This is a genomic window from Brevibacterium sp. VCM10 (assembly GCF_000583215.1).
In the GTDB taxonomy this organism is placed as follows: Bacteria; Actinomycetota; Actinomycetes; order Actinomycetales; family Brevibacteriaceae; genus Brevibacterium; species Brevibacterium linens.
This window is the reverse complement of the sequence record NZ_JAJB01000018.1, coordinates 48574-69110: the sequence shown is the minus strand read 5'-3', so window position 1 is coordinate 69110 and position 20537 is coordinate 48574. Positions and strand designations below refer to the sequence as shown.

Here is a 20537-nt window from a genome sequence, read left to right as displayed (position 1 = left end):
CACGCCACGAGCGGCGCACCACCTCGGTGCGCCGCTCGTCGCACTCACCATCCACGTCTGCAGGCGATACGACAACTCAGTCGGTGACGGTGACGACCTGGCGGTGCCGGCCCAGCCCCTCGAGCTCGAGCTCGACGATGTCCCCGTCGGCCAGATACGGGTATTTGCCCGACAGCGCGACACCCTGCGGGGTGCCGGTGAGGATCACGTCTCCCGGCTCGAAGGCCATCGCCTGGCTGAGCTGGAAGATGATCTCGCCGACGGAGAAGATGAGGTCACTCGTCGACGAATCCTGGCGAGCTTCGCCATTGACCCAACTGCGCAGCCGCAGGTCACCGGGGTCCACCTCGGCGGCGGGGCGGATCCACGGGCCGAGCGGTGTGAACCCGGGCAGGTTCTTCCCCTTCGACCACTGGCCTCCGGACTCCTCGATCTGCAGGCGACGTTCGGACAGGTCGTTGCCGAGCACGTACCCGGCGACGTGGTTGAGTCCTTCCCTCGCCGATACGGCCCTGAAGGTCCGTGATCCGATGACCACTCCGAGTTCGACCTCCCAATCGGCTTTCGTCGCATCCGGCGGCAGTTCGATCGGGTCGGTGGGCCCTGCGATGGTCGAGGGCATCTTGAAGAAGATGACGGGGCGCTCGGGAGGTTCGGCTCCGGCCTCACGAGCATGCGCGGCATAGTTCATGCCCACGCACACGATGGCAGAAGGCCTGGTCAGCGGCGCACCGATGCGCATCTCATCGGCACCGTCGAGTGGCTTAAGCTCTCCAGCGGCGAGCGCCTTTCGGACGTGTTCGATGCCGTCGGCGGCAAAGAAGTTCGGGTCGATGTCATCGGTCAGCGGGCGGAGGTCGAAGCAGACTCCGTCGTGGCGGACTGCCGGAACCTCGTGTCCGATCGGTCCCAGTCGCAGCAGTTCCATGCGGTTCCTCTCTACTAGCTCTAGGCCACGTCGTTGTGACCTGCAGCCAGGCTAGCGAGACAAACGGCGCTAATTTGGAACTGTTCAAGTATTGGACATCTGCGCTGAATGCCCGACCCACACGCTCACACGATTTCCTGCCATATCCGCGCCTCATTGGACGACCTGTAATCCCAATGCCCATAGCAGAGTCACCTCAAACGCCAGACTGGAGTCGGTCAATTGAGAGACGAACTTCCTGTCGGCCGACGCACAATCATCCCTGCTCGCCCATCGACGAGACTATACGCGCGATTCATTACTTGAACCGGCAAACGGCACCGAGGGTGCAAAGAGGGCCCAACACCGTCGAGCTGGACCCTCAGTCGAATACTGCATTAATAGCCAGGTTTCAGAATGCCACCTGGTCAGCGCCCTTAAGACCGAGCATTGCTCGAGCTTCATCGGGAGTCGCAACTTCCATTCCCAATTCTTCGACAATGGAGCGCATCTTTGTCACCTGCGCCGCGTTCGACTTAGCAAGTTTGCCGGGACCAATCCACAGTGAGTCTTCAAGGCCCACACGGATATGTGACCCCATCGTCGCACCCATAGTTGCCAGCGGCTGCTGGTTCTTTCCTGCCCCAAGAATCGACCATTGATAGTCGTCAAGAAGACGATCAGCCGTACGGTACATATGCATAAGATCTTCCGGATGCCCCCCGATACCACCGAGCAACCCGAACACTGACTGCACGAAGAGCGGGCCCTTCGCCAAGCCTCTTCCCTGGAAGTGCGCAAGATTGTATAGATGCGAAATGTCATAGCACTCGAACTCGAAACGAGTTCCATTCGAGTTTCCGATTTCCAGAATCCGCTCAATGTCGGCAAACGTATTCTTGAACACCAGATCCCTCGAATTCTCGAGATGCTCGCGCTCCCAGTCGTTCTGGAACGATGGATACTTGTCCAACATCGGAAATAGCCCGAAGTTCATCGAACCCATGTTGAGGCTGGCAAGTTCCGGCTTGAACGTTGAGACTGGCTGCATTCTCTCTTCAACGCTCATATGCGGCGAGCCGCCGGTGGTGATGTTGACGACCGCATCGGTGTTGCTCGACACCTTCTGCAGAACTGGTTCGAAGTGCTCCGGCTCCTGCGATGGTCGCCCGTCCTTAGGGTCACGCGTATGCAAGTGCAGAATCGCGGCTCCAGCTTCAGCTGCTCCGATTGCCGCATCTGCGATCTCATCTTGAGAGATGGGAAGATGAGGCGACATCGTGGGCGTATGGATTGCCCCCGTAACCGCCGATGTGATGATGACTTTTCGCGCCTGTGCCATTTGTGTCTTCCTTAGGTCTCAGTACAGCTTCTCAGTATTTCCATCCACGGCCATGGCCTGACCGTTGACATGCGATGCCATGTCAGAAGCCAGGAATACAGCCATGTCTCCGATATCGCGGGCTTTCGCGAGTTTGTTCAATGAAGACTGGCCCGTGTACAGCCCAGTGACTTCGTCGACACTCTTGCCCAACATTTCCGCTTTGGACTCAATGACTGCTTCGATTCGTGGACCACCTACGGCGCCAGGGCAGATTGCATTGCACCGGATGTTCTCGCTGCCAAGCTCGATAGCCAAGGTCTTTGTTAGCCCGACCACCGCCCACTTTGATGCCGAATAAGGACTGCGTCCTGCCATTCCTAGCCTTCCGGCGGCAGAAGACAGGTTGACAATCGACGCTTTCTCGCTTGTTCTGAGTAACGGGAGGAAGTGCTTGACGCAGTAGAACTGGCTGTGGATGTTGACGTCAAATGTCGACAACCAGGCCTGCGAATCAAGGTTCTCTATAGCGCCGGTAGGTCCTGCAATTCCTGCATTATTGACCAGCACATCGAGAGTTTCCCATGATTCTTTGACTTCTACTGCCAGAGACATGACCTGGCTTTCATCGGCCGCGTTGGAGACGGTCGCTCGAAGTCCCTGCCTGCGTGCTGACTCCACTGCGGCCTCCGCGATGTCAGTCACCCAAACCTCAGCGCCGACGTCGACGAATCGTTGTGCGATCGCACGTCCGATTCCAGCCGCACCCGCCGTGATGAGGACACGTGTTCCTTCTAGCCCAAGCATGTTCATTCTTCTGTCTTTCCTTTCATTTTCCCGACGGCACGGGTTGCTGAATCGCGGATTCTTGCCCCTGTTTGAGGAACGGAATCAGGAATGCTCCGATTGCGCAGACGCCGACGATAAGCCACAGTCCTGAGACTCCGGAGCCTGTGAGATCTTCCATGAAGCCCATAATGTAAGGACCGAGGAATCCGCCGAAGAGGCCGACTGTATTGACGAGAGCGAGTCCCGCTGCCAGCCCAACTCCCGAGAGCCTTGTCGCCGGGTATGTGAAGAGAATGGGCTGGAGCGCGAAAAAGTTGAACGCTGCCAGGCAGAACCCAATGAGGCCAACCACCGGACCACCAAGCGCACCGATGATGAAGCCGACGATGATGCCGATCATGGAACCAAGTGCGATCTTCTTCGACATGCTCGCAGTCTTTGCCAAGCGAGGTAGGAGCAGTGCACCAATGGCTGAGAACACCCACGGGATCGCAGTCAGCAAACCGATCTCCACCGAGCCCATTTGACTCCAACTACCGATGATCGATGGCAGAAAGAAGTTGAGGGCATAGACGGCAAGCTGATGGCCGAAATAGACGCCGACTACGAGTAGGATCTGCGGGTCGCGCACAATGTCGACTAGTCGGTAGTTGGATGCCCCAGACGCACCGGCTTGTTCTTCCTCCTCGATAGTGGCTTCAAGCCATGCGGCCTCTTCGGTGCTGAGGAACTTAGCTTGCCGTGGACCATCGGGTAAGTACTTCCAAACGAGAATTGCCAAGAAGCACGCTGGAACTCCTTCGATGAGGAACATCCACTGCCAACCGTGCATGCCAAGGAAGCCATCCATCGTCAGCAATATGCCCCCAATGGGTGCTCCGATGATGTTTGCAATAGAGACGCCAAGGAGGAACATACCGTTGGCTTTTGCTCTATGCTTCACCGTGAACCACTTGGTCAGGTAGTACATGACGCCCGGAAACAGACCGGCTTCGGCGATCCCAAGCAGCATACGCAGAATGTAGAACGACCACTCACCCTGCACGAACATCATTGCGGCAGAGATCAGACCCCAGCTGATCATGATGCGCATGATCCACCACCGAGCACCGACCTTATGCATGATCATGTTCGATGGAATCTCGCATAGCGCATAAGTGAGGAAGAACAGGCCCGCTCCAACACCGTACGCAGTGGCGGAGATCCCCAGATCGATCTCTAGCCGTTCCTTAGCCATCCCGATATTGCTTCGGTCCAGGAAAGCCAGAATGTAGGCTGCGATGAGCAGCGGCATCAACCGGGTGAAGATCACCCGATTGAGCACTTCAGGCGACCGCAGTGTCGCTGATTTTGACATAATCATCCTTACTCTCGAGGGCTGGGCGATTCGTCTGCAGTGCAGTCGACCGACTCATTCCCTGTGTGTACTCAGTGCGTTGAATGTTTCGGGATTGCATCCGCAGCTGGTCCCTATGTGGATGTGGTGTTGGCAGATAACCTCACGTACCCGAGTCCCAGGGTCTCCAATGTGGTCCAGCAGAACTGCGAACGCTTGTTTTGCCATTTCCACTACCGGTTGAACAATCGTCGTCATCCCCATCAGCGGGGAACGAGAACGCGCAAGACCGTCGCTGCCGACTACAACCAGTTCCTCAGGAATGCTGATCCCGTTGACAACAGAATGTTCAATGATCCCCAACGCCACTTCGTCGGAACCGCAGACAATAGCTTCGGGCCGATTCTTCGAATCACCGAGGAGTTCCTCCGCAGCAATTCTTCCTCCGTTGCGGTGCAGACGCGTGCTCACTTTCCATGCACCCGGGATAGTGATGCCGTGCTCAGAAGCAGTTTCAATGAAAGCTCGCTCCCTATCTGCAGAAGCGGTCGAGAATCGAGGGCCGATCACAGTTGCAATCTTGGTGACGCCGTGACCGAGGACATGCGTCATCAGTTCACTCGCCGCAAGTCCGTCATCGATGCCGATGAAGCTTGCGTCGGCATGTTCGACCCGGCGTGAGAGATTGACGACCGGTATGCGGGCGCTGTGCAATGTTCCGTATGAACGAGCGTCCAGTCGCATTCCTCCCGTCGAAATGACACCATCGACGTTCCGTGCGGACATAGTTGAAGCGACGTGTGCCAGCCGTTCCGGGTCATCTCCCGTAGTCGATACGAAGACGTCAAAGCCTTCCTCGTCGGCAGCTTCAATGATGGCCTGAGCCCAATGCATGTGCATGTAATTGACCATTGACGGGACAATCAATCCGATCACCCGGGTCAGAGATCGATTGTGCTTCGCGGAAGTCAGAGGTGACCGATAGCCGAGTTCATTGGCCGTGTCGATGACCTGTCGTCTTACTGCTGAGGAGACACCGGACTTCCCATTGAAGACGTAACTGACAGTTGCAGTCGATACACCGCAAGCACGCGCCACTTGAGCAGCGGAGACGCGAGAGCGAGACGCGGCATCTCGCGGCTCCTTTTGCATCGTTGACACCTTTACCCTCCACGCCCCTGTGCAGATCGAATACTGCAATTGGACGCCCGAGCCTCAATGTTAAGCAACGTTAAGTAATTCGAAGAATCCAGGTTGTGATCTAGGAAAAGCTACACAGCCGATTACCCTCTCGCCCGTATGCTACGGTGCGCAAGCCTGGTCAAACGCCCAACTTACTGGGCTGTTTCACAAAGGCCTGAACGAGTGCCCCCAACAGCGCAAACCCTGCCATCGTCAGGAAGCAATAGACGTACCCCGAGGATGCTTCCCAGCCGCCGCCCATCGTGACGAGTCGGCCGATAAGGACAGGGGCAATTCCTCCACCGATGAACATTGCAGTCGTAATGACACCGTTGGCTGTCGATGTACCCCCGTCTGGAGCAGAGTCTGACGCTGCCGCGTAATAGATGGGCCAGACAGCATTTGCAACCAATCCGAAGACCAGTTGGACGATCACTACCAGAAGAGACGTCGTTGCAAAATACAAGGCCGCAACGCTCACCGCCATCCAGACACCGCAGATGATGATGGTCGGCCTCCGACCAATTCTGTCGGACAGAGTTGGCCAGATGATTTGTCCGAAGATTCCAGTCAGAGCGAACACGACGCTGAGCCCAGCCGACTCAGCCAGAGAGAGTCCGACGATATTATAGAGGTAGGGAGGAAGCACGGTGTTCACACCCATGTAGACGATCTGAGTAAGCAGAGTAGTGACTGCGGTAACTGTGATAGCTGGAGTCGTCACTGTCCTTTTCAAAAGGCCCTTGGCGTGGCCTTGCAGGTTTTCAATTGCGTCTGGCCTAGTCAGTCCCTTGGCATCGAAGTCTTTGTATAGCGTGACTATCTTGTCCCGCGTAGAGTACTTCGCCCAAAAGAGCATCACCGGGACAGCAACGATAATGGCAAGAAAGAATGCATACGACCAGCCTTCAGGCCCGAACCAGCTGAGCACCGCCGCCGCCATTATGCCTGACAACAACGACCCGATCGGGTACCCGGTGTGGTGTGCGCCAAGAGCAAATCCGCGTCTTTCCTTCGGCCACCACTCAGCGGTATTGCTTACCCCCACCGGTTCACCCCAACCTGCCCCGAGGTTGACGCCAAATCTAAGCGCAAAGAACAAGACAATATTGTGGCTGATGAATTTGAGCCCAGAGACGAAAGACAGGACTGCCATACCGATCACGAGTGGCACCTGGAATTTGGCGCGCTTCTCACCACCGCCATATTTATCGCTCATTGCAGAGCCTGGGATCGGCATAACTGCCAATGAGAGCATTATGAGTGCGGCGATGACTCCCCATGCATCGGGAGAGAGGTCAAAAGACTTCGAGATCGAGGGCCCAAGGCGCAAGATGATCTCTCGGTCGTAGGCATTGATGACCCAGATCAACCAGCAGACAAGGAGCGACACCCATGAGTACCGGTGAATGGAGCCGAGAGATTTGAGGATCGTTGAGTTCATTTGCTGACCCTCACTTCCCGTACCTGGGTTCGGGAATTCCATTGACTCCGAGGCCGGTCACAGCAAAGAGCGAACCTCTCATCTGACTGTCGTCAGGGAAACGTGGCAAGGGCGGTTTTGCCATCGATGTGACAAACAAGGTGTCCAAATCAGGACCGCCGAAATTGAGACTAGTCGCTTTGAGGACTGGCATCTCGAGAACCCGGTCCACCTGCCCATCCGGGGCATAGCGAACAATGCTCCCGCTGTAGACCAGCGCCTGCCAAAGGTACCCTTCAGAATCGACCGTGGCACCATCTGCGGCGCCACCGGCACTAGTATCAACCGTCGTAAAAGTCCTCCGCTCAGATACTTTTCCCGTCTGCACGTCATAGCTGTAGGCCCAGATCTCACCTGTCCATGTGTCTGAGAAATAGAGAGTTGAGCCATCCGGGCTGAAACATGGGCCGTTCGAACAGATGATTCCTGTGTCGAGGACAGAGATCTGACCATCGACGCCATACGAGTACAACTTACCGGAAGCCTCTTCTTCCAAAGTGTCCATCGAACCGAATACAAATCGCCCCTGGCGATCTACTTTGCCGTCGTTCAGGCGATTCCTTGGGCGGTCAGGCTCTGGATTGACTAATAGTTCTTTTGCTCCGCTTCGCATGTCGATGCGATAGAGCCCACTTTTCAACGCAGCAAGAAAATAGGTGTTGTCTGCACCTACTGCTATGGATCCAACAGGCTCACCGACTTCCCAACACCGCAGTTCGCGGCCATCAACGGTGGAACGAAAAATTCTCCCATCGGCGCTGTCGATCCAATGTAGGCGCTGCGAATCAGCGTCCCAAAGTGGACCTTCACCCAACGTCGTCTTGATGTCCAAAAGCACTTCAATATTTGCTGCCATACTGGTTCGCTCCCTATGCTCATGTCCAGAACGCATGAAGCGTGACGCTCGTATCTGCTGTGATCGGCACATTGAAATTCGCTTCATTGCGGCGTGAGGCACTCCAATTAGAGAATGATCAGCCAGCATTAAGCAACATTAAGCAGAGGGCACGAAATCCCTCGAATGCTACTAGCTCTGCACCGACACATTTGAAGCTTCAGCCAGCTTGGGCAAGTACGCCATTAGTTGCAACCAGCTCGGATCCTCCGCTCAGTCGACGCGACAGCCAGAACCCCGAGTCTCCTGGTTCAACCCACCCCGTAACCAGCGAACGATATGTTCTTTCGCACTCCGCTTTGCTCGCTCCATCGCACCTCGCACCAAGGGGCTTCACACCGCGTCTTCACACGGTCTGCTGGCGGATGTAATCGGCCTTCGCACGGCGGGGCACGACGACGATCGGCACCGGAGAGTTCTGCAGGATCCGCATCGCATGGCTGCCCAGCGACACTCGCTTGAGCGCACCCAACCCGGAGGACCCGAGCATCATCACTTCCGGGTGCTTCCACTCGACAGCCCTGAGGGCCGCGGCCCAATCGGCGCCGGTTCCCACGACGACGTCCGTCTCACCAGGTTTGATGTGCAGCTGCTCGATCGAGCACAGGATCTTGTCCGTGTCGCGCTGGACGGTCTTCGTCCATTCGTCGATGACGCGCGACTCCATATCGAAGGGGACGTTCGCGGACGCGACGACTCGGGAACGCGGGGCGAACGAGGCGATGCGGAACGGCACGTCCGACTCCGCCGAGACCATCGCGGCGCCGAGAATGAGATCCGCCGAGGTGGACGACCCGGAATACGCGGCCGTGATCCGCTCCAGACGCGCGCCCTCCGACGCTTGGAATCCGGCCGGAGCCAGAGCCACCGGCAGCCTGGCGCTGTGCAGCAGACCGTTCGACACCGATCCGAGCGCGATCTTGCCCGGCTTTCCCTCCGACGAGGGGCCGACGACAAGGCGATAGGCATCGGTCTTCTCGCACATCTCGAGCAGTCCGCGCCGTGACGACCGCGCGGAGTGGAGGACGCATTCGGACTCAAGATCGCTGGGAATGAGCGCACGAGCTTCGTCGAGGGCCGCCTCGGCGACGGTGCGGAATCTCTTCTCGTACTGGCTCTCGAAGTGCACGGGTGCCATCGGGAACGCGGCGGAGTCGACGGCTGTCGCGACGATCCGGCGCCGATAGGTGCGGGCGAGGACGATACCCAGCTCGACTGCGGCGCGGTTGTCCTGACCTGGGGCGAGACCGACGACGATGCTCATTTGGCTCCTCCTGTGGAGTCCGTTCCGGCGGATTCGGGATTGGTGTGCCCCTCCTCGGCGAGCTGATTGCCGAGGACGGAGGACTTGCGGCCGAAGATGAAGTACAGGCCCAGGATGAAGGCGGTCCAGATGATGAAGACGACGATCGTGATGATCTGCAGGCTCGAGATGATCCAGAAGCAGCCGACGATCGAGAGCACCGGCAGGACGGGATAGAACGGGACCTTGAATCCGCGTTCGAGGTCCGGTTCGCGCACGCGGAGGATGATCACGGCCAGGGACACGACGACGAAGGCGACGAGGGTGCCGATCGAGGTCATCTCGGCGAGGAAGTTGAGCGGGATGAAGCCGGCGAGGATCGCGATGACGACGGTGACGACGATCGTGCCCTTGACCGGGGTGAGTGTGCGGGGATTGACGTCGCGGAAGAGCTTGGGCATCATGCCGTCGCCGGCCATCGTGAACAGGATTCGGGACTGGCCGTAGATGGAGACCAGGGTGACGGAGAAGATCGAGATCACCGCACCGGCGGCGACGATCGTGCCGGGCCACTGCGAGCCGACGATGTTCTCGAGGATTGCGGACAGGCCAGCGGTCTGCCCCTCGAATTCCTCCCAGGGCTGGGCAGACAGCGCGGCGACGGCGACGAGGACGTAGACGGAGGTGACGATGATGAGGGCAGCGATGAGGGCTCTGGGCATCGTCTTCTTCGGGTTCTTCGTCTCATCGCCGGCGGTGGCGACGGCGTCCATGCCGACATAGCTGAAGAAGATCAGGCCCGATCCGGCGACGACTCCGGAGATGCCGAAGGGAGCGAAGTCGGCGAAGTTGTTCGAGTCCCAGCCGGTGACGCCGACGCAGATGAAGAAGATGAGGACGCCGACCTTGAGACAGACCATGATCGCGTTGACGACAATGGACTCGCCGGTGCCGCGGACCAGCAGGAAGCAGCACATCGCGAGCAGCAGGATCGCCGGAAGGTTGACGATTCCGCCTTCCTCGGGAGCGTAGGCCAGGGCGTGCGGGATCTCGAAACCGAAGAGGTTGAACAGCAGCTGGTTGACGTACTGCGACCAGCCGACCGCGACGGCAGCTCCCGCGACGCCGTATTCGAGGAGGAGGCAGGCGGCCACACCCATCGCCGGCAGCTCACCGAGGGTCGCATACGCATAGGAATAGGAGGACCCGGACACAGGGACGGAGCCGGCGAGCTCGGCGTAGCAGATGACCGCGAGCCCGGCGACGACACCGGCAATGACGAATGACCAGATCACTGCCGGTCCTGCCACCGGAACGGATTCGGAGAGGATGAAGAAGATTCCGGTGCCGATGGTCGAGCCGACGCCGACCATCGTCAGTGAGAACAGCCCGATGGTGCGCTTGAGATCGGTTTCGACATCTTCCTTCTGCCGCGGAACCGGTTTGATCCGGAACAGCTGCTGTCGCAGTGTGGGCATGGTCAACTCCTGACATCATTGTCGGTTCGGTTCACCTCGTCGCTTCGACTGTACTTCAGGTTCGCAGCTCCGGCGGCGTCGACAAGGTGAAATCGTGGGCAGGGGCGGTTGGGCCCGCAGACCTGCGGTTTGTGCGGATCATGCTGCTCGCGACTCCCTCCCCGCATTTGCTACCCGACGGCGGCTGAGCAACCTGGCGCGAGGTTGCTGGCCCGCCGTCGGGTAGTCCTGAAGCGAAGCGGACGAGCCATCCGAACTTTATTCAACCAAACAGTTGACTACCATGCGCAGCCAGGTCTACGCTTCTAATCAACCGAAAGGTTGAATATCAGTTTCGATTGCGCTGCACGGGAGGCTCACGTGGCCGATCAATTGTCCAAGGTCTTCGCCGCCCTGGCCGATCCGACGAGACGGGACATGGTGGCCAGGCTCAGCGTCGCCGATGCGACGGTGAACGAACTCGCCGAACCCTATGAGGTGAGCGTGCAGGCCGTATCGAAACATCTCAAGGTGCTCGAGGACTCCGGACTGGTCTCCCGCACCCGTGACGCCCAACGCAGACCGGTCCACCTCGAAGACAATGTGTTCGATCTGATGACGAAATGGATCGAAAGATACAAGCAGCAGGCAGAGGAACGCTACCAGCGCCTCGACGCCGTCCTCGAAGCGATGAACGCGGACGAGGCAACGGACGATTCGGACCTGAGCGCCGCCTCGGCGAAGGGATCCGGTGACTCAGCACCGTACTCAACCGACAGAAAATCACGCAAAGGAGCATGACATGACCACCACAGACACCGCAGCCGATTATTCGACTCTCAAGCTCGACGTCCCCGAGGGCGTGCAGACCGTGTCGATCACCCGCGACTTCGCCGCCACGCCGGACAAGGTGTTCCGGGCCCACATCGATCCCGAGCTCTTCGTCAAGTGGTGCGGTCCGGACTCGATCACGAACACGATCCGCGAATGGAATGCCACGACCGGCGGGAACTGGAGCTACGTCTCGACCGATGATCGCGGCGCGTACGCGTTCTTCGGTTCGTTCCACGAGGTACGGGAGAACGAGCGCATCGTCCAGACCTTCACCTTCGAAGGTTTTCCGGACGCGGTCAACCTCGAGATCCTCACGCTCACCGACCTCGGCGACGGACGGACCAGGCTGACGTCGACCTCGATCTTCGACTCGGTCGAATCCCGCGACGGTATGGTCGCCTCGGGCATGGAGCACGGCATCGTCGAGGGCTACAACAAACTCGACCGCCTCCTCGCCTAATTGCTACGTGACGGCGGCGCAGCAACCTGGCGCGAGGTTGCTCAGCCGCCGTCGGGTAGTTCTAGCGGGAGTGATCGGACATCGTGGCGAAGTAGGAATCGCGGCTGCGGCGCACGTGCCGGGCCATGGCCTCGGCGGTCCGGTCGACCTGTCCGGCGTCGATGGCGGCGATGATCTCGCGATGCTCCGGCCACGCCTGCGGCCCCCGGCGCATGAGGTTGAGCGAGTACAGCCACTCGATCTTGCCCGAGATCTGACGCAGCAGGCTGACGAACGACAGACTCCCACTGAGCTCAGCGATCGCGAAATGGAATCGCATGTTCAGCACCGCGAGATCCTCAAATCGCTCCTGATCGATGACGGCGTCACCGGCCTCGAGGATCTCATTGATCTCTGCGCGGATCTCCGACCACCGCACATCGTGCTCGCCGCTGGCGCTGAGCCCGGCCGCCCGGCGGGCGGCGCGTTTCGCCGTCGCCGATTCGAGCACGATGCGGATCTCGAACAGGTCCTCGGCATCGTCGGCCGGCGAGGGCGCGACGACCGAGCCACTGTATTTCCGCGACTCGACGAGCCCGTCGGCCTCGAGCGCACGCAGCGCCTCCCGGATCGGAATCCGCGAGACCTCGTATCGTTCGGCCAGGGCGACCTCCCGCAGCTTGGCCCCGGGCACCAGCCTGCCCTTGATGATGTCGGTGCGGATCTTCGCGGCGACATCCAATTGCGCATCGTGTGCATCAGCCATGGTCACCGGCCCGCTGCATAACCCTGCGCCCCACGCGGATTCGCTCCGGCGCTCAGCCGCCCGGTCGCCGGATCCCGGGTCACGCACGACAGCCGCCCGAGCTCCCACTCCCCCGCCCTGGTCACGTCGTGACCGCGGGCAATGAGTCCGTTGATGACATCCTCGCCGAGGCGGTCCTCGACGACCGCTCCGCCCGGAACCCAGGTGCGCGGCCAGAACGACCCCGCCAACGATGTCGTGTGCAGAGCGGGGGCATCGATGGCCTCCTGCGCGTCGTACCCGCCGACGAGCATGCGCAGGATGAGCAGCAGCTGCCACTGTTCCTGCTGATCACCGCCGGGTGAGCCGAGAGCGATGACCGGCTGCCCGTCTCGGGAGATCAAGGTCGGGGTCAATGTCGTGCGCGGACGCTTGCCCGGGCGCAGAGCCGAGGGGGCCGCCTCGTCGAGCCACATCATCTGCAGCCGAGTGCCGAGACAGAATCCGAGCCCGGGGACGGTCGGCGAGGACTGCAGCCAGCCGCCCGACGGGGTCGCGGAGATCATATTGCCCCACCGATCGACGACGTCGAGGTGGCAGGTGTCGCCGTTGTTGACGCCGTTCTTCTGTACTGTCGGTTCCCCGATTCCGGCCTTGATGAGTGCTTCCTTGTCCGCGCCTTCGGAAATGAGCGGAGTGGTGAAGGCGGGAGCGGAGCCGTCCCGCCCGGAACCGGGCCGGAATTCGCCGGAGGCCTCCTCGGTGATGAGTTCTCGCCGGTCCGCCGCGTAATCCTCGCTGAGCAGCCAATCGAGGTCGACGTCGGCATCACCGTAGTAGGTGTCGCGGTCGGCCATGGCCAGCTTGAGCGCCTCGAGGATCGTGTGGGCTCCGATCTCGGTCGACGGGTCAAGGCAGTCATCGTCGAACCCTTCGAGGATCTTCAGCGTCTGCAGCAGCGCCGGGCCCTGACCCCAGGCTCCGATCTTCGCGACCTGGTAGCCGCGGAAGTCGATGGTGACGGGATCTTCGAAGCCGGCGTCGAAACCGGAGATGTCCTCCAGGGTCATCACTCCGGCGTGGTCGCTGCCGGTCGAGTGTCGGTGGGCGGTGGTGATGAAGTCCGCGATCGCCTTCGCGACGTAACCGGACTTCCACTCCTTGCGGGCCGCTCGGATCCGCTCCTCACGCGTGGCAGCGCCGTCACCAGCGGCGATGAGCCTGCGAAGCACATCGGCGTAGACGCGGTTGAACACCAGCTCGCCGGCTTCGGGAACGCGGCCTTCGGGCATCCACTGCGTGGCCGAGGTCGGCCAATGCTCAGTGAAGAGTTCACTGACGTTCTCGATCGCCCCGGCGGCCCGGGCGAGAATCGGATGCCCGTTGTCGGCATAGTCGATCGCGAATTCCAGGACGTCGGCGAGCTCCCACGTTCCGTGGTGTTCGAGCAGGTTGAACCACGAGTCGACGGCTCCGGGAACAGCGGCGGCGAGCGCCCCGGAGCCGGGGACCATGTCGAGGCCCTCGCTGCGGAAGTGCTCGATCGTCGCCGCGGCCGGGGCCGGCCCCTGCCCCATCATCACCTGCGGCCGGGAAGGTTCTGCGGCGGTGGCGAAGATCCCGGTCATGTCACCGCCGGGTCCATTGAGGTGGGGTTCGACGACGTGGAGGACGAAGGCTCCGGCGACCGCGGCGTCGAAGGCATTCCCGCCGCGTTCGAGCACCGCCTGCGACGTTGCGGTGGCCAACCAGTGCGTCGAAGCGGCCATCCCGAAGTGACCCTCGAGGGTGGGTCGCGTGGTGAACGCTGGGGGCGGGGTAAAGGTCATTTGCGTTGTCCTTCGGCAGTGGTCAGCTGATCGTCGTTCGGCGCGTCAGTCTCGGTCAGCAGTCGACACCGACGATACCCGGACAACTCCGAGCTAACCCTCGATTGCATGCCAACTGTCACCTGATTACAGTTTTGTATACAAATTACACCTCTTGGCGACATTCCGGCACTGCCGCCGGCTCCACTCGCCTGCGAAAGGACACCCATGACTCGTCGCCTCGACTTGGCCATGCTGCTGTTGCTGACGTTCTCGACCGGTATGGTCGACGCCATCGGCTACCTCGGCTTCGACAAGGTCTTCACCGGCAATATGACCGGCAACGTCGTCATCCTCGGCATGGGTCTCGCCGGCGCCGATGGCGTCCCCGTCCTCCGCCCCGCCCTCGCGCTCGTGTTCTTCATGGTCGGCGCGGCACTGTCCGGGCGCATCCTCGGCGACATCGGCGAGAATTGGCACCACCGGACGACCGTGATCTTCTCGGCCGTCGCCGTCGGCTGTGCCGCATTGTCCGTCTACGTCGCGGTCGTTCCCGACCCCGAGATCGGGCTGGCCGGCACGATCTTCACCTCGGCCCTGTCCGCGCTCATGGGTGCGCAGGCCGCGGCCGCACGGAAGATGAAGATCGCCGATGTCACCACCGTGGTCGTGACCTCGACGATCGTCGGCCTCGCTGCCGATTCGAGTCTGGCCGGCGGTGACAATGTCCGCTGGATTCGCCGGGCACTGGCCGTCGTGCTCATCCTCATCGGCGCGCTGGCCGGTGCCGCCACGCTCATGCTCAATCAGTGGATCGGGATCGCCCTCGTCGCCGCCATGATCGCCGCCGCGGCAGTGATCGGCCACCTCGGTGAGAAGAAGAGACGAACCCGCGCCGAGGCGGCCGCCGCCGTTGCGTCGAACGCCTGAGTTCACGTTCCACGACATGGATTCTCGGCGACATCGACGCTGGCCGCCGACGATAATCGAGCCATGAGCAATGGAGCCGAGACGACAGACCTGCCGCAGCCGACCTTCCCACTCAAGGCGCCGGGAACGACGGTCATCCACGCGGGACAGCGACAGAGTCCCCGCATCGTCTCCGTCCCGACCCTCTGCACTGAGCACCTCCTCGAACTGCCGGAGGGCGCTGACGTCTTCGCCGCCCTCGAGCAGTCGCTGACCGATTTCGCCGTTCCCGGCATCATGGCCGAGTTCGTGTCCGGGGACTTCGGACACATCGACTACGTCCACCCCGCCTACGGTCCCGACGCAGAGCACCCGATGTCCTTCACCGAGACATTCAGCGTCGATGTCCCCACCGGACTGCGACACGCGTCGGCCACCATCGGCGTCCGTGACGGCTCTCCGTTCAACCACGTGCACGCATCGTGGACCGGTCCCGGCAACGAAGCCAGAGGCGGGCATCTGCTGCCGGGCACGCTGGCAGGGCCGGCCGGACTGACGATCCGACTCTTCGCCCTCGACGACGCGCGACTGATCAGCGACGTCGATCCCGAGACCGGGTTCTCCGCGTTCGCGCCGATCCCTGCCGGCAGTTGCCCGACGGAATCGGTGCGCCCCCTCGGCGAGGCGGTCGAAGACTCGGTCTCCCACGATGCCGTCGTCTCCCGCATCCGTCCCGGTGAGATCCTCGACGAGGCGGTCCTCGCCGTCTGCCGGACCGCCGGCTTCGACTCCGCCGAGGTGACGGCGAGCCTCGGCAGCACGACCGGAGCCGTGTTCACAGGCGGCAGTGCCCCATGGCCGGCCGTCGAGTTCACCCACCTGAGCGGAACCGTCACCGACGCTGCGAGCGAGACCCCGCAGGTCAGCCTCTCCGGCGAGGTCGTCGACGTCGCCGGAGACGTCAGCTTCGGCACCCTCGAACCCGGAGCCAACCCGGTGGCGGTGACCTTCGAACTCTTCGTCCGCCGCACGGACTGACCGCGCACGTCGCCCAACCGGACAGATCCGCAGACGCAACGATCCCCGCACCATCCTGAGAATGCTGCGGGGATCATCTGCTCGCGACCGACCGCTCCAGCGACCGACAATGTCAGCGACTCACGACATCACGGCCCCGCCGTCGACGCGCAGGATCTGTCCCGTCGTGAATGCGGCACCGTCGGTAGCGAGGTAGGCGACCGCCTCGGCGATCTCATCCGGCTGACCCATGCGGTCGAGCGCCTGACCCGAGGTGTCATAGGTCTGTCCAACGGTGAGCGCGGACTCGACCGGTCCCGGCGCCACCGAATTGCAGCGGATGCCCCGGCGTCCGTACTCCTTGGCCACCCATTTCGTCAGGGCGATGATCCCGCCCTTGCTCGCCGCATACGCCGGACCCGAGCGGGCACCGGCCTCCCCGTCGGAGACCGCTCCCCCGTTGATGCCCGAGATCGACGAGATGTTGATGATCGACCCGCTCCCGGCCTCCCACATGTGCGGGTGGACGGCGGCCTTGATGAAGTTGAACGTCCCGCCGAGGTTGGTCTCAATATCGCGTTGCCACTGTTCGGCAGTGATCTCATCGATGCCGATGCGTACAGCCGTGCCCGCATTGTTGACGAGGATATCGAGACCCCCGAAGGTCGACACGAACGACCCCACTGCGGCAGTCACCTCGTCGGCGTCGCGGACATCGAGTGAGAACGCCGCGAATCGCTGATCCGGGTACTCCGAAGCCAGCCCGGCCGCGGCCTCCTCCGCGCCCTTGAGGTCGACGATCCCGACCGAGGCGCCCCGCCTGGCCAGTGCGGTGGCGATGGCCAGGCCGATGCCCTGCGCGGCACCGGTGACCAGGGCGGTCTTGTTCGTGAGCAGATACGGTTCCATGATTCTCCTTCGACAGAGGTGAGTGAGACGTGAGATTCCCGGCCCGACCGAATGGCCGGGCCCGCCGGCCGAGGCCGACGCCCGCAGGCACCGACCCCGACAGCAGGCAGCCCGAACTATCCGACCCCGAGCAGGTCGGGCAGCCAGTTCGAGATCGCCGGGATGTAGGTGATGAGCAGCAGGGCGATGATCGCGCAGATGAGGAACGGCATGATTCCGCGCGCGACCTCCTCGAGTCTGATCTTCCCGATGCCCGCGCCCACATACAGGTTGAGCCCGACCGGCGGGGTGAACAGACCGATGGCGAGGTTGACGGTCATGAACACGCCGATCGTCGTCATGTCCACGCCCACGCCGATGAGGATCGGCACGAGGATCGGGACGAACAGGTAGAACGCGCTGATCGCGTCGACGAAGGCCCCGACGATGAGCAGGATGATCGTGATCGCCGCGAGGATGAGGTACTTGTTGTCCGTCACTCCCAGCACCGCCGTCGAGATCCGGTCGGCCACCCCCTCGACGGTGATGACATAGGAGAAGAGGCTGGCCACGCCGACGATGAACATGATGACCGCGGTCGAGACCCCGGATTCGAGGAACACCTTCGGCATGTCTTTCCAGGTCAGCTCCCGGTAGACGAACACTCCGACGACGAGCGCGTACACGGATGCGACGGCTCCCGCCTCGGTGGGGGTGAAGATTCCGCCGTAGATCCCGCCGAGGATGATCACCGGGATGAGCAGCCCGGGAATGGCCTTGATCAGCGCGGACATGAACTCGCCGAACCCGCCGTCGTGATGGTCCGTGACCGTCGGATCGACGGTTCCGACGCCCGTTCCGGTGGATCCGGAACTCGCCGAGGCGGCCTTCCCGTTCGTCGTCAGCAGCTGAGTCTTCCCCGCTGCCGCAGAATCGCCTGCCACAGACGCACCTGAACCGCCGTTGCCGGCGGAATCAGAACCCGCCGCAGTCGACCCGGCCCCCGCCTCGGCGCCGGTCTTGGCCCTCACCGGCAGGCCGGCGAGCTCACGCACCCGCGGGACGAACAGGGCGGCGATGAAGAATGCGAGCGCCATGATGATGCCGGGCACGATGCCGGCGATGAACAGCCGGGAGATCGAGATCTTGCCGAACTCGGCGGCGACGACGGCGAAGATGATGAACGCGATCGACGGGGGCACGACGATGCCCATCGACCCGGAGGCCGCGACGAGGGAGACCGCATGCTTCTTCTGGTACCCGTGGCGCACGAGCGCGGGGATGAGGATCGCACCGATCGCGGCCACGGTGGCCGGCCCCGATCCGGAGATCGCGGAGAAGAAGAACGCGGAGATGATCGTCACCGCGGCCAGACCGTGGCGCAGGCGTCCGAAGATGAGGAACGCGAGGTCGACGAGCCGCTGTGAGATGCCCGTGTACTGCATGACGATGCCGGCGAGGATGAAGAACGGGATCGCCAGCAGCGTGCCCGAACTCATCGACGGGAACATCACCGAGGGCACAACGTCCAGGACCTGGAAGCCGTCGGTGGTCACGAGCGTGACGACGGCGGACAGGCCGAGGGCGAAGGCGACGGGGATCCCGAGGCCGAGGAAGAGGAAGAAGCTGCCGAAGAGCAGAAGCGCGATCATTTCCGGCCTCCCTTGACATCTGACGAGAATTCGGACGAGTCGACGGTCGGGGTCGCCTCACCTGCGAGTCTGTCGACGACCGCCTCGGCGGAGGTGTCCTCGCCCAGAGCCGTCCGCAGGGCCTGGATGCTGCGGATGATTCCGAGCAGACCGGCCAAGGGGATGGACAGGGTGAACAGCCACTGCGGGATGCCCAGCGACGGGGTCGCCCGGCCGCGCAGACCCTGCGCGATCGTCATCTCCCCGCCCCAGATGAGGAGGACGGCGAGGAAGACGACGATGAGTCCGGTGCCGGTGAAGAGCAGTGCGCGGCGGACGCTGCTCTTTGCATTCTCGACGAGGTAGGTGAACCCGAGATGCGCGCCGAGGCGGATCCCGACGACGGCTCCCATCATCGTGAGCACGACGAGGAGGTTGATGGTGATCTCCTCCGAGAAGGCCAGCGAGGCCTTGAAGATGTAGCGGGAGAGGACGTTGACGAAGGTGACGATCACGATCACCATGAACGAGGCGATGACGACCCAGTCCTCGAAGAATCTGATGACTCTCATCTCACAGTCCTTTCGGGATGAACGCCTGGGCCATGTCCGGTCCCCAGACCTTGCGGTATTCGCTGTAGATCGGACCCAGCTTCGCGCGGAAGGCGTCCTTCTCCTCGTCGCTGAGTTCGTTGACCTCCATACCGGATTCCTTGAGTTCGTCGATGAGCTCGGACTCACCGTCACGGTTCTTCTTGATCTGGAACGCGTTCGCATCACCGGCCAGCCGGGTCACGAGCTTCTGATCCTCGGGCGTCAGGGAGTCGTAGAGATCCTTGTTGACGCCGAGGATGAGCGGGTCGTAGGAGTAGTTCCACAGCGTCAGGTACGGCTGGACCTCCTGCAGGTTCGCCGAGTAGATGACGTCGATCGGGTTCTCCTGCCCATCGATGGCACCCTGCTGCAGCGAGGTGAAGACCTCGCTGAAGGGCATCGTCGTCGGGTTCGCGCCGATCTGCCGGTAGAGGTCGGTGTACATGCCGAAGCCGGGGATGCGGAACTTCATGCCCCGCATGTCCTCGGGGGTGTGGATGGGCCGGTGCGAGTTCGTCAGCTGCCGCATCCCGGACTCGCCGAAGCCGAGCAGGTGCACGCCGCGTTCGGCGAGGTAGTCCTTGTACACCTGCCCGCCGGCACCGGCGAGCGCCTCCTGTCCGTCCTCGACGGAGTCGAAGACGAAGGGCGCGGTGACGGCGCCGAAGCGCGGGTCGACGCCGGCGTAGATGATCGGCGAGTTGTAGGAGAAGTCCTTCGCACCGTCCATGAGCTGTTCGACCCCGGCGGTGGGTTCGCCGGCGGAGAGTCGTTCGCTCGTGAAGATCTTCATCGTGATCCGACCGTCGGTCTCGTCCTCGAGGTCCTTCGCCAGCTTCTGTGCCGCGAGGTACCACGTGCTCGTCGAGCCCGTCGTCACCGTCATCTTCCAGCGGTAGCGCTGCTTGCCGTCGTCGGTGGTGCCGAAGTTCGTTCCGCACCCCGCCAGCAGCAGGGCGCACACCATCAGTACGGCGGACCAGACGAGCATCGTCCTCGTCGTCCGTGTTCTCGGCACCATTGCCTCCTTTGTTTCCGTTATCTCACTGTCGTTGAGTTC

Annotated in this window: 19 protein-coding genes; 4 read left to right on the top strand and 15 right to left on the bottom strand. The window is 61.7% G+C overall.

Annotated elements, in window-relative coordinates:
* Positions 1-76: 76 nt before the first annotated feature.
* The 9 genes from AD89_RS0104680 to AD89_RS0104640 form a co-directional block, all read right to left on the bottom strand.
* Positions 77-928 carry a fumarylacetoacetate hydrolase family protein gene (locus AD89_RS0104680; protein ID WP_025777451.1) on the bottom strand — a complete coding sequence of 284 codons (852 nt, stop codon included), beginning with the start codon at positions 926-928 and terminating at the stop codon, positions 77-79.
* A gap of 391 nt (positions 929-1319) precedes the next feature.
* Entirely contained in the window at positions 1320-2249 is a 930-nt protein-coding gene (locus AD89_RS0104675; RefSeq protein WP_025777450.1) for a 3-keto-5-aminohexanoate cleavage protein, read from the bottom strand.
* An 18-nt stretch (positions 2250-2267) separates the two neighbouring features.
* Complete coding sequence (locus tag AD89_RS0104670; RefSeq protein WP_025777449.1) at positions 2268-3041, bottom strand: SDR family oxidoreductase; 774 nt, start codon at positions 3039-3041, stop codon at positions 2268-2270.
* A 16-nt stretch (positions 3042-3057) separates the two neighbouring features.
* Positions 3058-4374, bottom strand: coding sequence for an MFS transporter (locus AD89_RS0104665; protein ID WP_025777448.1), 1317 nt, complete (start codon positions 4372-4374; stop codon positions 3058-3060).
* A 54-nt stretch (positions 4375-4428) separates the two neighbouring features.
* Positions 4429-5505, bottom strand: a complete 1077-nt coding sequence (locus AD89_RS19575) for a LacI family DNA-binding transcriptional regulator (protein WP_081770335.1) — start codon at positions 5503-5505, stop codon at positions 4429-4431.
* Between the two features lie 169 nt (positions 5506-5674).
* Positions 5675-6979 carry an MFS transporter gene (locus AD89_RS18115; protein ID WP_035319898.1) on the bottom strand — a complete coding sequence of 435 codons (1305 nt, stop codon included), beginning with the start codon at positions 6977-6979 and terminating at the stop codon, positions 5675-5677.
* Between the two features lie 10 nt (positions 6980-6989).
* On the bottom strand, positions 6990-7874 hold the full coding sequence (locus AD89_RS0104650) for an SMP-30/gluconolactonase/LRE family protein (RefSeq protein WP_025777447.1): 885 nt from the start codon (positions 7872-7874) through the stop codon (positions 6990-6992).
* Between the two features lie 385 nt (positions 7875-8259).
* Entirely contained in the window at positions 8260-9177 is a 918-nt protein-coding gene (locus AD89_RS0104645) for a universal stress protein (RefSeq protein WP_025777446.1), read from the bottom strand.
* Positions 9174-10634 (bottom strand): APC family permease, encoded by a 1461-nt coding sequence (locus tag AD89_RS0104640; protein ID WP_025777445.1) that lies wholly within the window; start codon positions 10632-10634, stop codon positions 9174-9176. Before AD89_RS0104640 ends, AD89_RS0104645 begins: the two co-directional genes overlap by 4 nt.
* A 360-nt stretch (positions 10635-10994) precedes the next feature.
* On the opposite strand from AD89_RS0104640, the gene AD89_RS0104635 reads away from it, so the two are divergent.
* Both AD89_RS0104635 and AD89_RS0104630 read left to right on the top strand, forming a co-directional pair.
* A complete protein-coding gene (locus tag AD89_RS0104635; protein WP_025777444.1) occupies positions 10995-11414 on the top strand; it encodes an ArsR/SmtB family transcription factor in 420 nt (139 codons plus the stop codon).
* A gap of 1 nt (position 11415) precedes the next feature.
* Positions 11416-11907 carry an SRPBCC family protein gene (locus AD89_RS0104630; protein ID WP_025777443.1) on the top strand — a complete coding sequence of 164 codons (492 nt, stop codon included), beginning with the start codon at positions 11416-11418 and terminating at the stop codon, positions 11905-11907.
* 61 nt (positions 11908-11968) lie between these two features.
* Here the strand turns inward: AD89_RS0104630 and AD89_RS0104625 are convergent, their stop codons facing one another.
* Complete coding sequence (locus AD89_RS0104625; protein ID WP_035319895.1) at positions 11969-12652, bottom strand: GntR family transcriptional regulator; 684 nt, start codon at positions 12650-12652, stop codon at positions 11969-11971.
* A 2-nt stretch (positions 12653-12654) separates the two neighbouring features.
* Positions 12655-14460, bottom strand: a complete 1806-nt coding sequence (locus AD89_RS0104620) for a gamma-glutamyltransferase family protein (RefSeq protein ID WP_025777441.1) — start codon at positions 14458-14460, stop codon at positions 12655-12657.
* A 207-nt stretch (positions 14461-14667) separates the two neighbouring features.
* On the opposite strand from AD89_RS0104620, the gene AD89_RS0104615 reads away from it, so the two are divergent.
* Together AD89_RS0104615 and AD89_RS0104610 are read left to right on the top strand one after the other, a co-directional pair.
* Positions 14668-15369 (top strand): YoaK family protein, encoded by a 702-nt coding sequence (locus tag AD89_RS0104615; RefSeq protein WP_025777440.1) that lies wholly within the window; start codon positions 14668-14670, stop codon positions 15367-15369.
* Positions 15370-15432: 63 nt separating this feature from the next.
* Positions 15433-16386 (top strand): PCC domain-containing protein, encoded by a 954-nt coding sequence (locus AD89_RS0104610; RefSeq protein ID WP_025777439.1) that lies wholly within the window; start codon positions 15433-15435, stop codon positions 16384-16386.
* A gap of 120 nt (positions 16387-16506) precedes the next feature.
* Here the strand turns inward: AD89_RS0104610 and AD89_RS0104605 are convergent, their stop codons facing one another.
* The 4 genes from AD89_RS0104605 to AD89_RS0104590 form a co-directional block, all read right to left on the bottom strand.
* Positions 16507-17274: an SDR family NAD(P)-dependent oxidoreductase gene (locus AD89_RS0104605; RefSeq protein ID WP_025777438.1), complete on the bottom strand. Its 768-nt coding sequence runs from the start codon at positions 17272-17274 to the stop codon at positions 16507-16509.
* Positions 17275-17390: 116 nt separating this feature from the next.
* The gene (locus AD89_RS0104600) at positions 17391-18905 is read right to left on the bottom strand and encodes a TRAP transporter large permease (protein ID WP_025777437.1); all 1515 of its coding nucleotides are present in this window, start codon (positions 18903-18905) and stop codon (positions 17391-17393) included.
* Positions 18902-19456 (bottom strand): TRAP transporter small permease, encoded by a 555-nt coding sequence (locus AD89_RS0104595; RefSeq protein WP_025777436.1) that lies wholly within the window; start codon positions 19454-19456, stop codon positions 18902-18904. Before AD89_RS0104595 ends, AD89_RS0104600 begins: the two co-directional genes overlap by 4 nt.
* Before the next feature lies 1 nt (position 19457).
* On the bottom strand, positions 19458-20498 hold the full coding sequence (locus tag AD89_RS0104590; RefSeq protein ID WP_231488424.1) for a DctP family TRAP transporter solute-binding subunit: 1041 nt from the start codon (positions 20496-20498) through the stop codon (positions 19458-19460).
* Positions 20499-20537 lie beyond the last annotated feature (39 nt).

What these genes read in the sequence shown, in the direction of transcription:
- AD89_RS0104600 (WP_025777437.1), bottom strand. Translation starts at nt 18,905, where the DNA reads ATGATCGCGCTTCTGCTCTTCGGCAGCTTCTTCCTCTTCCTCGGCCTC.
- AD89_RS0104675 (WP_025777450.1), bottom strand. Translation starts at nt 2,249, where the DNA reads ATGGCACAGGCGCGAAAAGTCATCATCACATCGGCGGTTACGGGGGCA.
- AD89_RS0104670 (WP_025777449.1), bottom strand. Translation starts at nt 3,041, where the DNA reads ATGAACATGCTTGGGCTAGAAGGAACACGTGTCCTCATCACGGCGGGT.
- AD89_RS0104590 (WP_231488424.1), bottom strand. Translation starts at nt 20,498, where the DNA reads ATGGTGCCGAGAACACGGACGACGAGGACGATGCTCGTCTGGTCCGCC.
- AD89_RS0104630 (WP_025777443.1), top strand. Translation starts at nt 11,416, where the DNA reads ATGACCACCACAGACACCGCAGCCGATTATTCGACTCTCAAGCTCGAC.
- AD89_RS18115 (WP_035319898.1), bottom strand. Translation starts at nt 6,979, where the DNA reads ATGAACTCAACGATCCTCAAATCTCTCGGCTCCATTCACCGGTACTCA.
- AD89_RS0104595 (WP_025777436.1), bottom strand. Translation starts at nt 19,456, where the DNA reads ATGAGAGTCATCAGATTCTTCGAGGACTGGGTCGTCATCGCCTCGTTC.
- AD89_RS0104680 (WP_025777451.1), bottom strand. Translation starts at nt 928, where the DNA reads ATGGAACTGCTGCGACTGGGACCGATCGGACACGAGGTTCCGGCAGTC.
- AD89_RS0104620 (WP_025777441.1), bottom strand. Translation starts at nt 14,460, where the DNA reads ATGACCTTTACCCCGCCCCCAGCGTTCACCACGCGACCCACCCTCGAG.
- AD89_RS0104650 (WP_025777447.1), bottom strand. Translation starts at nt 7,874, where the DNA reads ATGGCAGCAAATATTGAAGTGCTTTTGGACATCAAGACGACGTTGGGT.
- AD89_RS0104605 (WP_025777438.1), bottom strand. Translation starts at nt 17,274, where the DNA reads ATGGAACCGTATCTGCTCACGAACAAGACCGCCCTGGTCACCGGTGCC.
- AD89_RS0104615 (WP_025777440.1), top strand. Translation starts at nt 14,668, where the DNA reads ATGACTCGTCGCCTCGACTTGGCCATGCTGCTGTTGCTGACGTTCTCG.
- AD89_RS0104640 (WP_025777445.1), bottom strand. Translation starts at nt 10,634, where the DNA reads ATGCCCACACTGCGACAGCAGCTGTTCCGGATCAAACCGGTTCCGCGG.
- AD89_RS0104625 (WP_035319895.1), bottom strand. Translation starts at nt 12,652, where the DNA reads ATGGCTGATGCACACGATGCGCAATTGGATGTCGCCGCGAAGATCCGC.
- AD89_RS19575 (WP_081770335.1), bottom strand. Translation starts at nt 5,505, where the DNA reads ATGCAAAAGGAGCCGCGAGATGCCGCGTCTCGCTCTCGCGTCTCCGCT.
- AD89_RS0104645 (WP_025777446.1), bottom strand. Translation starts at nt 9,177, where the DNA reads ATGAGCATCGTCGTCGGTCTCGCCCCAGGTCAGGACAACCGCGCCGCA.
- AD89_RS0104610 (WP_025777439.1), top strand. Translation starts at nt 15,433, where the DNA reads ATGAGCAATGGAGCCGAGACGACAGACCTGCCGCAGCCGACCTTCCCA.
- AD89_RS0104665 (WP_025777448.1), bottom strand. Translation starts at nt 4,374, where the DNA reads ATGTCAAAATCAGCGACACTGCGGTCGCCTGAAGTGCTCAATCGGGTG.